Origin of the sequence: Neomoorella stamsii (assembly GCF_002995805.1) — a bacterium.
Lineage (GTDB): Bacteria > Bacillota > DSM-521 > Neomoorellales > Neomoorellaceae > Neomoorella > Neomoorella stamsii.
Genome location: NZ_PVXL01000021.1, coordinates 162592 through 178242 on the forward strand (window position 1 = coordinate 162592; position 15651 = coordinate 178242).

A 15651-nucleotide genomic window follows, 5' to 3' on the forward strand; every position below is an offset into this window, starting at 1 on the left:
GGTTAGCATACGGTTAGCAAAGCAAGGAAGGTGATCGTATGGCTGAAGCAATGAGCTATATTAAGCTGGGATGAAAAATTATGGTAGCCGTTCCGGTGGTGGATTGTACCCGTCCAGCAGGGCTTGACCATGAAAGACTATAGAAGGGGTTAAGCAATACTTTATTGTGAAAATAGGCACAAAAGCGGAGTGAAAGCGGAGGGATCCCGGAGAAGAAAGGGAAGATTCCGGGTTAAGGGTAATTTAAACTGCGCCCCCTACGAGCCGGCGCAGGCCTTACGTGCTGATGTAACCCGGCATTATTCCAGGATTTTGTAGCGGTTCAGCTTCCTTACGATGGTGGATTGATCTACTCCCAATACTTTGGCCGCTTTGTAAGTACTCCCGTATTCATCGATGGCCTTCTCAATGAGCTGCTTTTCAACTATGGCCGTAGCCTCCCGCAGGGGAATAAGTTTGGCAATGATAATTTCGGAGACATGGGAGCGGGAAGCGCCATCCACCAAAAGTTCTTCCGACAGGTCGTTTTTCGTTATTTGTTTATCGTCAGACATTACCACCAGCCTCTCTACGACATTTTCCAGTTCACGTACATTTCCGGGCCACGAATATTTGAGCAATCTCTCCATGACTTCCCGTGTCAATTCCCGGCTCTTATGATATTTTTGGTTAAATTTCTCTAAGAAATAGTAGGCGAGAATAGGGATGTCCTCCGGTCTTTCCTGTAAGGGCGGGACCACCAGGGGTATTACGTTTAAGCGATAATACAGGTCGCTGCGGAACTTGCCCTCCTGTACCAACTCCTTTAAATCTTTATTGGTAGCCGCCAGTATTCTTACGTCCACGCTGACGGGCTTTACCCCACCCACTCTTATAAATTCCCGTTCCTGCAAAAACCGCAGCAATTTAACTTGCAGAGGAAGGGGCAATTCGCTTATTTCGTCCAGAAGCAGAGTGCCTTTGTCCGCTGTTTCTATCAGGCCGGGTTTCCCCTCATTGCGCGCACCGGTAAAGGCTCCCTTTTCATATCCGAAAAGCTCGGCTTCCAGGAGATTTTCCGGGATAGCACCGCAGTTAATCCGGACAAAGGGTCCCTTATTTCTATCGCTTATATTGTGAATGTATTTAGCGATTACTTCCTTGCCTACGCCCGTTTCTCCGTAAATTAAGACCGTGGAATCTACCAGGGCAATCTTGTTTATCTTTTCAACCAAAGCCTCCATTTTTTTACTGCGATAGACGAAGTTGAGGTTTTTCTGTTGCTCTAGGCGAAAATTGGCCAGCTCTTTTTCATAGCGTTCGATAATGGTTTTGGTCTTGGCCAATTCCTGGCGCAATTTTTCTTCATCGGTTATATCTTTAGAAATACTGACTACCCTTTTAACAACTCCGAACTCATCGACTACGGGTGTGGCGTTGACCATCAGCTTTCTCCCTGTTTTGGTCGTCTGAACTATGGTGACCTCTTTCTTTTCCTCAAGGGCCAGTCTGGTGGCGGAAGGGAAGTAAATGCCTAACCTTTCCACATCCTTAATATTCATGCCGATTAAATTTTCCGCCTTGACCCCATAAAGCTGTTCACAGGAGGAACTGATGCGGGTTTTAAACCCTTTGCTGTCGGTAATGCAAACCAAATCCTTAGTGGAGCTTAAGAAAGCTTCCATATCGGTTTCTATACGCTCCAGCTCCAAAGACAATGAATGGCATAGATGAACTAGATAACCGATGACTTCCCTCCATGACACCACACCCCGGATTTTAGTGCGGTTATTATCCCCAGTTACCAGAAGTGGAAAGGTCGCTTTGGCGATATCTATTGTCTCTGCCCCTTGGCCATTCACTATGCGGAATTTGGGATAATGGACCTTGTCCCGTGTAGAATAAATACTCTTCGGAATGCCCCCTGTTGCATTAAAGAAAACTATATAATCATAATCGGCATTTGACGTCTTGACAAGATACTCCATATCCTCGCCTGGAGCTACCATAACCCGGCTATTTAAAACTTCTTCGAGCCGAGGGTTCACAGGTACCTGCTCTGAGCTTTTCCTTTTCGGCATGCCGCTGCCCCTCCCCGGAGAGTATACCAATTGAGGTTACCTAGTCTAAGTAACATTATATCTTATATTCCGGCCTTTTTTAACCCGGGAACAATTTTATCTACACCTGGTTTGTTGCCATGCAAACTTTTTGCCAGCCGTCAAGGAGGCATTATGCGATTGCAGAGGCAGTAATGTTGCGTTGCCTGTGCCCCGTCATAATGTAGGCCTGCATAAGAATTAATGTCGAGATGCATTAAAAACAGGAACCCCATAAAAGTCCGGCATCAAAGAAAAGGGCCGAAGGCGGTAACAGGGCTATTTCCGTATCCTTTACGCAGTTGCCCCGGCCGGTACGGGTGGCATGAAAATTGCTTAAAGTTAATTTAACAAAGAGATGCCCATCCCTTTAAGAGAATAGGCCAGGCAGGTCGAAGAACAAAAAAGCGAACCTCACCCATTAGGTTACAGCAAGTAGCCGGCCGCGAGCGATTTGGCCAGCAACCTTAGCGAAGCCGAGGAGTGGAGGTGGGCTGACGCTAGGGAGACGAAAGGACGGCCTTTAGACTGGGATGACGGATGAACCGCAGGGCTAATTTTTGGAATGGTCCGCGAGCACCAGTTCGCGATCAAGAAAACCCCGGTTTGTGAAGAAGTTATTTTGGCGGCAGCTGGAGGATGAATACAGATATCCTTGGTCATATCATACAAGTGGTGAGGGTAACTGGTCAAGACTTAAAAGATCTAAGCCAGCGTCTTGTTATTGTAGATGATGAAGGGGGCTTAGTCTGCCCTCTTGGACTTCATCATAAAAAATGAAAATCTAAGAGAGCAGGCGATTTAACGAGCTAGAAGCAAATTATTGAGATAGGAGGGACAAAATATGCAATATGTGGTCAACGTGCAGGGGAAAAATCCCGATGAGGATCCACGCTCTTTAAGGGCGCGGGTGGCCAACAGGGACAAGGCGGTGCTACGGGATACTTACATCCTAATCGAATGTGAGAAGGGGCCTTCCCAGAGCCTGAAGATGGGATATACGGTGATTTATCCTACAGGGACAACCACAGGGCATTCCCATGATGAGGAGGAGGTATACTTTGTTATTTCGGGGGAGGGCATCATGCAAGTCGGTAATGATAAATACGAGATAAGACCGGGGGATGCCCTCTACGTGCCGCCCGGCGAATTCCATACAACTTATCAGAAAGGGAATATTCCCCTAACTGTCGTCTGGGTGACGGGAAAGGTCGTAAAGGAGGCTCGTGATTAGTGGTTCGCGGGGAGATCTTGATCGGCGGGAAATGGATAGGCGTCGAGGAGAGGGAAGCGCTGGAGGTCGTCAATCCAGCGACGGAAGAGGTATTTGCCTTTGTTCCTAAGGCGACGAAAGAGGATGTGGAGGCGGCAATTTATGCTGCCGATGCGGCCTTTAAGTCCTGGTCGCGGCTTACCCCTTTTGCAAGAGGAGAATACTTGCGGAAGGCCAGCGAGATTGCCGTAGAGCGGTCGCGGGAAATCGCCAGGCTGATGACCCAAGAGGAGGGGAAGCCCCTTAAAGAAGCCGAGGGCGAAGTCCTCAAAGGAGCAGAAATCCTCAGATACTATGCCGAAGAGGGGGAAAGGGTTTACGGGAGAATCATCCCCAATGCCGAGGCGGATACCGAGAGCAGGGTTATCTATCAGCCGGTGGGCGTCGCGGCGGCCATCTCCCCCTGGAATTATCCAGTGGAGCTCCTGGCGTGGAAGTTGGGCGCAGGTCTTGCTGCCGGATGTACGGTGGTGGCTAAAGTACCTTCGGAAACCCCCCTGTCGCCCCTGGCCTTCGTCAGGTGTATCGTGGATGCGGGTGTCCCCGCAGGCGTCGTCAACGCCCTTACCGGTCCAGGGTCGGTAATCGGCCCCATGTTATTCGAAAACCCCCTCATAAAGCGGGTGGCCTTCACCGGGTCCACGGATGTCGGCAAGGAAGTATTGCGCCGGTGCGCCGGCACCTTGAAGAGGGTGTCCCTGGAACTGGGCGGCAGCTTGCCCATGATAGTTTGCGCCGACTGTGACCTGGAAAGAGCAGTAGCCGGAGCCGTCAGAAGGTCGTTCCGCAACATGGGGCAGATATGTATCGCCATAAACCGCATCTATGTTGATAGGAGGATCTACGAGGATTTTCTCGATGGCTTCGCAGCGGCTACTAAAAGGCTCACCATAGGCAACGGCCTTTTGGAGGGATGCGATCTGGGGCCCATGTGTACCCGCGAGGGGCTCGCGAAGGTGATCTTACACGTTGAAGACGCAGTAAATAAGGGAGCCAGGGTCGTCTGGGGCGGGAAAAAACCCCAAGGGGAAAAGTACCAGAAGGGGTACTTCTTCGAGCCAACGATCATAAGGGACGTAACCCACGACATGCTGTTGATGAAAGAAGAGACCTTCGGGCCGGTAGTCGGGGTGATGCCTTTCGACACCATTGATGAAGCCATCGCCCTGGCCAATGATACCGATTACGGATTGGCGGCAATTATCTTTACCAACAGCTTGAGCCTTACAGAGCGTTTATCCCGTGAGCTCAATTTCGGCAATGTGGCAGTCAACAATGTCGATGCCGGGGTAATTAATGCTCCTTATGGCGGATGGAACATGAGCGGGTTCGGCCATGAACATGGTCGGGAGGGGCTTTACGAATACCTGCATATCAAGCATGTCAGGATCCGCTATCTTCCTTAAGGGGGCAATGAGGGACGGAGGCAGGAGGGCAGGTTCTTAGGTAATGGGGGGATGGATGTTGGCGAGGAGGTTTCTCCTGGGAATAGATGTGGGTACCTCAGGATGTAAGTCCATCCTGGTGGATGAAGAAGGCAGCGTCATCGCCAAGAGCGTGGCGGAGTATCCCCTTTACACCCCCTATCCGGGATGGGCGGAACAAGAACCCGAGGATTGGTGGAGAGCGACCGTTGCCACGATTAATCGCCTATTGCGCGAAAGTCAAGTAAATCCCAAGGGAATCGTGGGAATAGGGCTATCGGGGCAGATGCACGGCATGGTGCCGCTGGATGCGGAGTACCGGGTCCTCAGGCGCGCGATCCTGTGGAATGACCAAAGAACAGCTCCCCAGTGTCAAGAAATAGTACAGGCTGTGGGTGGCGAGGATAACCTACTCACTTATACCAATAACGCGATGCTGCCCGGTTACACCGCCGGCAAGATTTTATGGTTACGCGAGCATGAACCGGAAGTATTCGATAAGACTCGCATTATACTTAATCCCAAAGACTATATCCGCTTCCGCCTCACCGGTCAATTCGCTACAGAGGTTTCCGATGCTTCTGGTACCGGCCTGTTTGATGTAAAGAACCGCCGTTGGAGCGATAAACTTCTTGCCATTCTGCAGATCTCCACCGATCTGCTCCCCCATTGCTTCGAGTCCGACCAGGTGACGGGGTGGGTTACGAGACAGGCAGCCGAAGAGACGGGATTGCCGGCGGGTTTGCCGGTGGTTGGCGGGGGCGGCGACGCCGTCATCCAAACAACAGGAATGGGCGTTACCAAGGAAGGCATCCTGGGGCTGATAATCGGTACGGCGGGTATAGTGGCCATGGGCCTAGAAAGCTTCAAGGAGAATCCCCAAGGAAAACTCCAGATATTTTGCAATAATGCGCCGGGAACGTGGCACGCCATGGGGGTAACGCTGGCCGCCGGCGGCTCATACCAGTGGTATACGCAAACGCTGTGCGAGGGGGAAAGGATACGGGCAGAGGACACGGGAGAGGACGTGTACGCCTTACTCGAGGGCAGCATCATGTCTGCTCCGCCCGGAAGTAAGGGGCTTGTTTTTCTTCCCTATCTCAGCGGCGAGAGATGCCCTTACGCGGATCCGGCGGCACGGGGTTCATTTATTGGATTAACCCTGCTGCATACCAAGGCCGACATGACCAGGGCGGTGATGGAGGGAGTTACCTATAGCCTGTATCATGTCTTTGAACAGCTCCGGGAACTGGACAAAGATATGAAGGTCACGGCAGCAATAGTTTCGGGCGGAGCCTCCCGAAGTGCTGCCTGGCGTCAGATTATTGCCGATGTTTTTCAGTTGCCCACAAGGACCGTCACCGGAAGCAGCGAAGGCGGTGCGTATGGTGCCGCCCTGGTGGCGGGAGTAGGATGCGGCGTCTGGACTAGTATTGAAGAGGCGGTGGGCTTTATGCAGATCGAAAGCGAAACAGAACCCAACGGGGCCCTGGGCGATATATACGGGGAGATGCTGGAGATTTACAAAGGATTATATCCGGCCCTGCGCCAGACCTTTACAAGGATATCCGGGGTCAAATTTTAATCGGTTCCCGTTGCGGGAGAGGAGGCAGGAGGTATGAACAAAAAATTAACGGGAGTGTTCGCACCGGTTACCACACCCTTCGATGCCCGGGGCGAGGTTTTCTATGACGCCCTGGCGAAAAACATGGAATTCTATGCCCGGTCAAGATTAAACGGTTACTTGGCCTTAGGCTCAAATGGCGAGAACAAGTCCTTGACCAGCCTGGAGAAGGAGAGGGTGCTGAAGACGATAATTGAAGGCAAAGGTGCCGATCAGGTGGTGATCGCCGGCTGCATATTTGAGTCCACCAGGGAAACCATCGAATTTGCCCGGACTGCTGAGAAACTGGGGGCAGACTACATATTGCTCTTACCTCCTTCTTACTTTAAATCGCAAATGACCGATACGGTCCTATACAAATATTTCACCGATGTGGCCGACGTAGTAGATGTTCCCTGCCTAATATACAACGCGCCGCAGTTTGCCGCCAGTATCACCCTTTCTGTCGACCTGGTGAAGAGGCTTGCCGATCATCCTAATATTGTCGGCATCAAAGATTCGTCCGTCGGCAATATCGACAATTACCTGCTGGCGGTAAAGGAAAGGTGCCACGTTTTGGCAGGTTCTGCCAACTTCTTCCTGAGCGCGCTGCTGATGGGGGCGACGGGTGGCGTCCTTTCCTTGGGGAATGTTTTTCCCGATCTGGTTTGCAATTTGTATGAATTGGTTGCGAATAAGGAATACGAAAGGGCCTTTGCCCTGAATGAAAAAATCCTCCACCTGAACAAGGCCATATCGGGACGGGGCGGCGTGGCTGCCGTCAAATATGCCATGGACCTGGCGGGATTGTATGGCGGCGCGCCCCGGTTACCCTTACTGCCCCTGGCAGAAGAGCAGAAGAATAATTTAAAGAAGATACTAGAAGAAGAGGAAATGATATGAAGAAGGTAGTGCTTTCCCATAGGATCAGCCGGGAGGCCATAAAAATCCTGGAAGGTGTGGCCGAGGTTGTGGTTACCCCGGAAGGAGATGCGGATAGGTTCGCAGAGCTATTGGAGGAGGCTACGGCCGCCATCGTGGGGACGTCGATTAAGTTTACGGCGGCCCTCATGGACGGCGCTCCCCAGTTAAGGGTGATCAGCCGGACCGGCGAGGGTGTGGATAACATTGATGTGCACGCCGCTACCGCGAGAAGTATTCTGGTGCTGAACACGGTAGGGGTTAATACTGCGTCCGTTGCCGAACACACGGTGGCTCTGATTGTTGGCATCTCTAAACAGCTTGTATTTTTGGATGCCCAGGTAAGGAAGGGGAATTTTCAGGCGCGGCGCTTGTACCTGCCGGTAGATTTAGAAGGAAAGACCCTCGGGCTTATCGGGTACGGGAAAATAGGGAGGATGGTGGCGCAAAAGTGCCTGCAAGCCTTTAATATGCGAGTTATCGCCTACGATCCCTATATATCGCCGGCCGATGAAACTGACAAAATAGAATTCTGCGAAACGATAGAAGAGGTCTTTAAAGAGGCAGACTACGTGTCCATCCATGTTCCCCTCACGGATAGCACGAGAAATTTGGTCGATAACAGGCTGCTTTCCCTTATGAAACCCACGGCTTACTTGATCAATACCTCGCGGGGCGGTGTGGTGTGCGAGAAATCCCTGGCGGAAAAGCTGAGAAAGAACGAGATTGCCGGGGCAGCCATAGACGTTTTTGCCGAAGAGCCGCCTGGGCTGGAAAATGAGCTGCTAAACTGTCCCAATGTTATCCTTACGCCTCATACGGCAGCTTTGACAAAGGAGTGCGTAACTAAAGTTTCTATGGCGGCTGCCGAAGGAGTTCGCGATTATCTAATAGGGAAGCGGCCCCGGTCCGTAGTGAACCCGGAGGTTTTGCCTAGCCATCCCTTGCTTAGCGGCGATTGCTGACCGCGATAAGGGGGATATTGGCAGGTCACCCCATTGGGGTAAACAGAAAAATATTGCAACATATCTTGGCAAAGGGGGTGAGGGGAAGAACCTAAAGCGGGAAAGCAGGGGCGTTAAGGGGAAAACGTGAGCCAAAACTGATTATCATTAGGGAGGTGCGATTAATGAAGAGGTCCATGCTACTGGCCGCCTGTGGGGTGCTAATAATGGTATTGGTGGCCACGGCCGGTTGCGGAGGGAAGGGGAAACCCGAGGCTGAAAAGAAGGAGGGAACCGCCCCCCAGACTGTCCAAACTCAAGGGGGTAGATTCGGGTTAGACCAGATACCGGAGATTCGCAATAAGCAACCCATCACCATGGTTTTGGAAACCGGTGAAGGCTACTCGAAAATGCTACCGGCTATCGAAAAGTTTACCGCAAAGACGGGAGTTAAGGTGAACGTCGAGAGGGTGGCGTCCTCAGGCGTCTATGCCAAGGAGAATGTCGAACTAAAGGCTGGCACCGGCTACTACGATCTCGTCTATGTGGAAACTTCATGGACGACAGAGTGGTCAGATTATCTTTACAAATTGAATGAACTGGCCGATAAGTATGATCCCGGTGGAAGGCAGGCTTTGCAAAAAGAATTAGAAAATATGGCGCCGTCCATTCTAGCCTGCGGCCAGGCGTACGGAGAACAGATGGTTCTCCCCTTCTATACCTTTGACATGTGCATGTGGGTGCGCCAGGATGTATATGACGACCCGACGGAACAGGCCAATTTTAAACAAAAATACGGCTATGATTTAAAGCCGCCGACTAACGAGAAGGAGCTAAGGGATCAGGCCGAGTTCTTTACGAGGAAAAAGGGAGAGCTTTTGAAGGGCAAACCCCTTGATCATGACGTGTTCGGGGTTTCCATGCAGGCCGGCGCCTACCAGTGTAACGATGAGACTACCGCCCGCCTTTGGGCCATGGGCCAGGACTGGGTGACGGTAGTGCGGGATGAAGCAGGCAAGGTAAAAGAATTTGTCATAACAAAACAGAACAAGGAAGCGCTGAAGAAGGCGCTGAGCGATTATAAGGAACTGCTTAAGTATGATGCGCCAAGTGCCACGACGGCCAATTTTGACTTCGTAGTGGCCCAGCTGGGCAACGGCAACGCCATCATCGTCCCGACGATATGGGCGAATTGCACGGTTTGGGCCGACAGCGTCCTGAAGACCAAGGTGCCGGAAGGGCGTATCGGCGTCTATCCTTCTCCCGGCGGTCGGCCTTACACAGGGGCCTGGTCTTACGGCGTTGCCAAGGCCTCCAAGAACCCGGAGGCTGCTTACTGGTTGCTCCGTTACCTTACATCTTACGAGTGTGGCAGGGTAATCTTCAAAGAGGGTGGTATGATCCCGGCGCGGATCGACGTCCTGTCTGATGTCCTAAAGGAAGAACCGCGTTATCCCTACGGCATGCTGGCAGAATATCACATTAACATTTGGAAACAGATGGCACCATATATTCGTAACTATTTCTACTTTAATACCAAAGCCGGCGGCAAAGTTTATGACATGCAAATATACGCGGTGGCCAAGGCCCTCACCGGCGAAAAGAGCATTGATGAGACGGTAGATTACATTACCCAGCAAACGCTAGATCTAGTCTCGAAGTTCGACACCGTTCCTATCAGGGAGGAAAAGTGAGGAAATAACGGCGTCTTTCGGTTCGGACGGATATGGCAGGGCGCCGGGCGTTGTAAGGTGACGGGGCCTGGTGCCCTGCCGTAATTAAGGAGGCGGTTACTGCTTGGAGCCGCCTCAGATTTGGTTAAGGCCGCAAGTATTAGTCGCTTTCCTGAGACGGCCGGACTCGTTACGCCGCAAGCGCCAGAACCTTTAAGAGTATCGAAGATTTGACGGAGGTAGGCTGTGATGGCGAGTAAACCGGAAAGCATGCACCTAGATGGAACGCCGGGTAGCAAGAAAGCAAGCATTTGGGTGACCCTTACCAATGAGAAAAACTTTAAATGGACGCTTTTAATTCCTCTGCTGGCGATTCTGTTAGTATTCGCCTTTTATCCCCTGTTTTACAGCATCTATCTCGGCTTTCACGACTGGGGAATGGAAGGAAAACCGATCTTTAGCGGGCTGAAAAACTATCGGCAGTTGGTCCATGATCCCGTGTTTTGGGCAGCCTTCGGCAGGACGATCAAAGTAATGGTTATTTGTATAGCCTGTGAATTGATACTGGGCATGGGAGTTGCCTTACTGTGGAACCGCGAGTTCAGGGGCCAGAACGTGATAAGGGCCCTGGCATTGATACCCCTCCTGGTTGCGCCCCTTATTTTATCACTACTGTGGTACTTCATGCTGGATTATAATTTTGGAGCGGTTAACCTGGTTCTGGCAGCGATTGGCATGAATAAGGTTAACTGGTTTTCGCCGGAGATTGCCCTCTACACCATCTGCTTTATTACCATCTGGCAGTGGTTTCCATTTTCCGCTTTCGTGTTACTGGCAGGGCTTAAGAGCATACCGCGCGACGTCCTCGAGGCGGCTCGGGTGGACGGCGCCTCGGGCTTCTATACGTTCAGGCGCGTCGTCTTACCCATGTTGCGGCCGTTAATTATGATTATTATCGTCTTGCGGGCAATGTGGCTGATACGCCTTATGGATCCCCTCTTCGGAACGACCCGGGGTGGGGTGAATACTGAGCTGTTGGACTGGATCGTCTACCGGACAGCCTTTGTGATGTTCGATTTGGGATACGGCTCTTCCATGGCCATCGTTTCATTGGCCGTAACAATTGCACTGTGCATGGTGATGTTTAGGGAGCTCATGAAGGCTATTCGGAGCGCGTAATTCACTGGAGAGGTGAGATGGCAAATGGCCAAAAAAATATCTTTTTGGATTGTCACTATGGCGGTTCTGGTATTCATTCTCTCGCCGCTGTTATGGATTTACCTGACGGCCTTCAAGGCGAATGCCGATATATTTGATCCGCGGTTAATCAAATTCGTATTTTTTAAACCCACCCTTGAGAACTTCCGGTCGCTATTTTCCCAGTATCCCTTTTGGAGGAACCTGCTGAATACGGCCATCGTCAGCCTCTTTAGCTCCGTTATTACCATGCTCATTGCCTTCCCGGCGGCCTACAGTTTTGCCCGCTGGAATACCGGCGGAGGAACCCTCCTGTTCTTTACCATTTCGACACGGATGTTTCCTCCGGCCGTGGCCGCCATTCCCCATTTTCTCGTGTTTAAGGAAATGGGGTTGCTGGACACCCATATAGGCTTGATGCTGCTGTATGTCTTTCTCAACGTATCTTTTGCTACCTTCCTTTTGTACGGTTTCTTCGGGAGCGTGCCCAGGGAGCTGGAACAGGCGGCCATGATTGACGGTTATGATCGTTGGCAAGTGTTCCGGAAGATTGTTTTCCCGCTGATGAAGCCTGCCCTGGCAGTAACTTTTGCCTTCTGTCTGATATGGAGCTGGAATGAGTTTTTCTTCGCCTTCCTGTTTACCAGGAACGTCGCCAGGCCGGTAAACGTTTTAATTTCTTCTTTCTGGGGAGGGCTGCAGGTCCAATACGGTCTGATGACCGCTGGAGCGGCCATTACCATCTTGCCGGCCCTGATTCTCGTCTGGTTCCTGCAGAGGTATATTATCCAGGGCCTGACCCTCGGTGCGGTAAAGGGGTGAATAAATTATAATGTACATGGAGCGTGCGAACCGCAAAGGCAGCAGTTGGAAGAAAATATTGCCGCCCATGGCCCTATCGGATTGTATTACCTGGGCGGTGCTGCTCTGGATTTTCTTTAATTTATTGTGGTTAAAGTTTATGGAGGTGCACATACCCCAGTGGGTTGGGGCAGCAATAGCCACGGCTCTTGCGCTGTTGTTTATATTCTTTTGGCCGCGTGAGGCGGGCGAGGTTGAAGAGGATGAAGAAGAAATCATTGGCCAAGAGTGAAGTGGGGTTGTCGATGCCATCACTCAAGTCCAAATTATTCGAGGGGGATAGCGGTGGCTGAGGTTAGGCTCGAAGGTGTAACGAAGTATTACGGTCGGAAAAAGGCAGTGGAAAACGTTAGTTTCCTCTGTAAAGAGGGCGAGTTCGTATCCATCCTCGGACCGACAGGCGCGGGGAAGACCACAATCTTGAAATTGATCGCCGGCATTGAGGAGGTTACGGCGGGGCAGGTGTTTTTTAATGGGCGTGATATCACCCATCTGCCGCCCCAGGAACGGAACGTCTCAATGGCTTTTGAGACGTATAACCTTTATCCCCACATGAGCGTTTACGACAATATCGCCTTTCCTTTACGCGCACCCAGGTGGGGTCTGAAACTTTCGCCGGCGGAGGAACGGCAGAAAGTAGAGGAAATTACGGGCTTTCTGGGAATTAAAGAGCTTCTCGAACGGCTTCCCCAGCAACTGAGTGGCGGTCAGAAACAGCGGGTTTCGTTGGCCCGGGCGCTAGTACGGAGGGCAGAGGTTTATCTTCTAGATGAGCCGATAGCCCACCTTGATGCAAGGCTAAAATTTACGACGCGATCGTTGTTAAAGGAGTTTGCGGAAAAGTACGGAGCCACTATTATCTATGTGACCCATGATTACCGCGAAGCCCTAGCGTTGTCAGACCGCGTCATCGTCTTAGGGAGGGGGAGGATAGAACAAGAAGGGACGCCAAAAGAGATATACTATTCGCCGGCTTCGGATTTTGTAGGACGTCTGGTTGGAGAGCCGCCGATGAACCTCTTGGATGGAGAAGTTGAAGAAAAAGGCGGGGCCTATTGGGTGCATCTCGGTGGGGAAACTAAAGTTCGGGTACCCGAGACCCTTGTTCCTTCTTTAAAAAAGGCCGTATATACGGAAAAGGGCAGGGAGGGCGTCCGCCTCGGTATCCGATCTGAATTTGTGCAGGTGGAGCGCCACCCCATTGCGGAGTATTCCTTTCCCCTTACCGTATATGCAGTGGTGCGCGAGGCGGAAAACGTGCTACTTACCTTTCTTGTAAGGGACAATACGTTCCTCTACGCCAGGGTGGAACGGGGCAGGTTGCCTGATTGTAAAGTAGGGGAAAAGTTGTGGGTTGGATTTGACCCGGACAACCTGTTTTTCTTCCCGAGGACCGTCAAGCTCAAATCATGATGCGAATCTAGCCCATACTTAGAGGAGAGTATTCATATGAGCAGGGTGGAGTTAGACCGCGTATGGAAAATATACAATGGCAAGGTAGTGGCCGTTGAGGATCTGACTTTTACCATTGAGGAAAAGGAATTCCTGGTGGTCCTTGGACCGTCAGGAGGGGGGAAGAGTTCGACCCTACGGATGTTGGCCGGGTTAGAGGAGATTTCTCGCGGTGAAATTCGCTTTGACGGCAAGGTAGTAAACCACCTCGGGCCGGCCGAGAGAAATATAGCCTTAGCCTTTGAATCTTACGCCCTTTACCGCCATTTAACTGTATATGAGAACATAGCCTTTCCATTGCGGGTAAGGGGTATGAAGCAGAAGGAAGTACACGAGCAAGTGATGCAGATTTCAGAACAGCTAGACCTTGTCCACGTTCTCAACCGACGCCCTTCCTCCCTTGCCGGAGGCCTGCAACAGAGGGTTTCCTTGGCCCGCGCTCTTATTCGGCAGCCGAACCTGACCCTTCTCGATGAGCCGATTTCTCATATGGACCAGCGAGTGCGAGCCGAAATGAGGGCGGTAATACGGCATATCCATGATACCATGGGGAACACAACGGTGTACGTTACCCATGACCAGGCAGAGGCGATAGCCCTTGCGGACAGGATAGCAATTATAAAAGATGGCAGGCTACAACAAATTGGCTCCCTTGATGATATCTGGAATCGACCGGCCAATAGATTCGTGGCCTCTTTTGTGGGAGAACCCCAGATGAATTTTATTAAAGCAGTAATAGAGAATAGCCGGAGCGTCCTGGTACCCACGCCCCAGGGCGGGTACAGGTTTGAACTTTATGAGGAAGTGGACGTAAAGTATGTGGGTGCGCAAGTAGATATGGGTATTCGTCCCCAGGAAATTACCCTTTTCCGGCAAAAGCCGGAAGGTAACGCAATTGCCGGTAAGGTGCGGGTAATAGAATTTGCAGGAGAGTCCGCAGTCCTTACTGTGGATCTCGATGGTGAGGACAGCACCAAAGTAAAGGTTGTAGCCAGCGGCACGGATACCTTTACCCAGGGGGAAACGCTATGGCTTTATTTGGCCCCCGGATATATCCATTTGTTTGACGGCGATATCCCAATACACCGAGGTATTACAGATATGGATTAGCCTGGGAGGGAGTGTTGGCCGATGGCCATTAGGAACATAATCCAGGCCTTGCGGTTGGACGGCAAGGTGGCTTTGGTAACCGGCGGCAACAGGGGCATCGGCAAGGCGATCGCCCGCGCCCTAGGTCAGGCCGGGGCATGTGTGGCCATTATGGACCTTGAACATGAGAACGGCATGGGTACGGTAGACGAGCTTGCCGGGGAAGGGATTAGTGCCTATTTTGTCCAGGGTGACGTAACCAGCCCTGAGGATGTCAAGGCGGCTGTAGCTGAAGTGCTGCACCGGTCGGGTAAAGTGGACGTCCTGGTGAACAACGCCGGCATATGCCGTAACGTGGCGGCCGAGGAGATGGCATGGTCCGACTGGTATGATGTTATCAATGTAAACCTAAACGGTGTCTTCCTCATGGCCCAGGCGGTTGGGCGCGAGATGATCAAACGGCGATGCGGTTCGATCATAAACATTTCTTCCATGTCCGGCTATATTGTCAACCACCCGCAACCGCAATGCTCCTACAACGCTTCCAAGGCTGCGGTTAATCACCTTACCAAAAGTCTGGCCTACGAGTGGGCCAAGTATAACGTGCGGGTGAATGCCATTGCGCCGGGCTATATTGCCACCAATATTACGGCTCCGAACCTGAACAACGAATGGGGGAGGACATGGGTGGAACTAACTCCCATGAAACGGATCGGTGCCCCCGAGGAACTGGGCGGCATTGCGGTTTATCTGGCCTCTGATGCATCTTCCTTCACCACGGGAGCAGTTTTCGTGGTCGACGGCGGCTACACGTTGATCTAAGCCTGTAAGACAGGAATAGTATTATCCGGCTAAATTTATAGACATAATGGAAGGGCCAGCCCCACAGTAGCGATACGTAGGTTATATTGGTACAATAGAGACCAATACAGAGCTACAAGCTAAGGAGGCTGGCAAGATGAATTATACCACATATGTAGGGCTGGATGTCCACAAGGATAGCATTTCCGTAGCCATTGCCAAAGCAGGACGTGAAGAAGCAGAAAACCTGGGTAACATCCCCAATGAACCCGAAGCGATAGCCAAATTGGTGCGGCGCTTAAGGCAACCAGTAGAAAAGCTAATATTCTGTTACG

13 protein-coding genes are annotated in these 15651 nt (G+C 51.5%); 12 read left to right on the plus strand and 1 reads right to left on the minus strand.

The window, feature by feature from the left end; genetic code table 11:
• Positions 1 to 299: 299 nt before the first annotated feature.
• Entirely contained in the window at positions 300 to 2060 is a 1761-nt protein-coding gene (locus MOST_RS03075; protein WP_054936212.1) for a sigma-54 interaction domain-containing protein, read from the minus strand.
• Positions 2061 to 2922: 862 nt separating this feature from the next.
• Here MOST_RS03075 and MOST_RS03080 point away from each other — a divergent pair.
• The 12 genes from MOST_RS03080 to MOST_RS03135 all read left to right on the plus strand — a co-directional run bounded on the left by MOST_RS03080 (position 2923) and on the right by MOST_RS03135 (position 15337).
• Positions 2923 to 3312 (plus strand): dimethylsulfonioproprionate lyase family protein, encoded by a 390-nt coding sequence (locus MOST_RS03080; RefSeq protein ID WP_054936211.1) that lies wholly within the window; start codon positions 2923 to 2925, stop codon positions 3310 to 3312.
• On the plus strand, positions 3312 to 4757 hold the full coding sequence (locus tag MOST_RS03085) for an NAD-dependent succinate-semialdehyde dehydrogenase (protein WP_054936210.1): 1446 nt from the start codon (positions 3312 to 3314) through the stop codon (positions 4755 to 4757). The genes MOST_RS03080 and MOST_RS03085 overlap by 1 nt, the downstream gene beginning before the upstream one ends.
• Positions 4758 to 4812: 55 nt before the next feature.
• A complete protein-coding gene (gene xylB, locus MOST_RS03090; protein ID WP_054936372.1) occupies positions 4813 to 6360 on the plus strand; it encodes a xylulokinase in 1548 nt (515 codons plus the stop codon).
• A gap of 33 nt (positions 6361 to 6393) precedes the next feature.
• A complete protein-coding gene (locus MOST_RS03095; RefSeq protein WP_054936209.1) occupies positions 6394 to 7281 on the plus strand; it encodes a dihydrodipicolinate synthase family protein in 888 nt (295 codons plus the stop codon).
• Positions 7278 to 8264, plus strand: coding sequence for a hydroxyacid dehydrogenase (locus tag MOST_RS03100; RefSeq protein WP_054936208.1), 987 nt, complete (start codon positions 7278 to 7280; stop codon positions 8262 to 8264). Before MOST_RS03095 ends, MOST_RS03100 begins: the two co-directional genes overlap by 4 nt.
• A 164-nt stretch (positions 8265 to 8428) precedes the next feature.
• Positions 8429 to 9937, plus strand: a complete 1509-nt coding sequence (locus tag MOST_RS03105) for an ABC transporter substrate-binding protein (protein WP_054936207.1) — start codon at positions 8429 to 8431, stop codon at positions 9935 to 9937.
• Between the two features lie 228 nt (positions 9938 to 10165).
• Positions 10166 to 11095, plus strand: a complete 930-nt coding sequence (locus MOST_RS03110; RefSeq protein ID WP_054936206.1) for a carbohydrate ABC transporter permease — start codon at positions 10166 to 10168, stop codon at positions 11093 to 11095.
• A gap of 24 nt (positions 11096 to 11119) precedes the next feature.
• Positions 11120 to 11935, plus strand: a complete 816-nt coding sequence (locus MOST_RS03115) for a carbohydrate ABC transporter permease (protein WP_054936205.1) — start codon at positions 11120 to 11122, stop codon at positions 11933 to 11935.
• Between the two features lie 10 nt (positions 11936 to 11945).
• Entirely contained in the window at positions 11946 to 12206 is a 261-nt protein-coding gene (locus tag MOST_RS03120; RefSeq protein ID WP_208974824.1) for a hypothetical protein, read from the plus strand.
• A gap of 53 nt (positions 12207 to 12259) precedes the next feature.
• Entirely contained in the window at positions 12260 to 13387 is a 1128-nt protein-coding gene (locus MOST_RS03125; protein WP_054936204.1) for an ABC transporter ATP-binding protein, read from the plus strand.
• A gap of 36 nt (positions 13388 to 13423) precedes the next feature.
• Entirely contained in the window at positions 13424 to 14536 is a 1113-nt protein-coding gene (locus MOST_RS03130) for an ABC transporter ATP-binding protein (protein ID WP_054936203.1), read from the plus strand.
• A 27-nt stretch (positions 14537 to 14563) separates the two neighbouring features.
• A complete protein-coding gene (locus MOST_RS03135; protein WP_054936370.1) occupies positions 14564 to 15337 on the plus strand; it encodes an SDR family oxidoreductase in 774 nt (257 codons plus the stop codon).
• Positions 15338 to 15651: the final 314 nt, after the last annotated feature.

Bases quoted from the DNA above. Each gene is read 5' to 3' on its own strand.
- MOST_RS03110 (WP_054936206.1), top strand. From the start codon at position 10,166: ATGGCGAGTAAACCGGAAAGCATGCACCTAGATGGAACGCCGGGTAGC.
- xylB (WP_054936372.1), top strand. From the start codon at position 4,813: ATGTTGGCGAGGAGGTTTCTCCTGGGAATAGATGTGGGTACCTCAGGA.
- MOST_RS03105 (WP_054936207.1), top strand. From the start codon at position 8,429: ATGAAGAGGTCCATGCTACTGGCCGCCTGTGGGGTGCTAATAATGGTA.
- MOST_RS03095 (WP_054936209.1), top strand. From the start codon at position 6,394: ATGAACAAAAAATTAACGGGAGTGTTCGCACCGGTTACCACACCCTTC.
- MOST_RS03100 (WP_054936208.1), top strand. From the start codon at position 7,278: ATGAAGAAGGTAGTGCTTTCCCATAGGATCAGCCGGGAGGCCATAAAA.
- MOST_RS03130 (WP_054936203.1), top strand. From the start codon at position 13,424: ATGAGCAGGGTGGAGTTAGACCGCGTATGGAAAATATACAATGGCAAG.
- MOST_RS03120 (WP_208974824.1), top strand. From the start codon at position 11,946: ATGTACATGGAGCGTGCGAACCGCAAAGGCAGCAGTTGGAAGAAAATA.
- MOST_RS03080 (WP_054936211.1), top strand. From the start codon at position 2,923: ATGCAATATGTGGTCAACGTGCAGGGGAAAAATCCCGATGAGGATCCA.
- MOST_RS03075 (WP_054936212.1), bottom strand. From the start codon at position 2,060: ATGCCGAAAAGGAAAAGCTCAGAGCAGGTACCTGTGAACCCTCGGCTC.
- MOST_RS03115 (WP_054936205.1), top strand. From the start codon at position 11,120: ATGGCCAAAAAAATATCTTTTTGGATTGTCACTATGGCGGTTCTGGTA.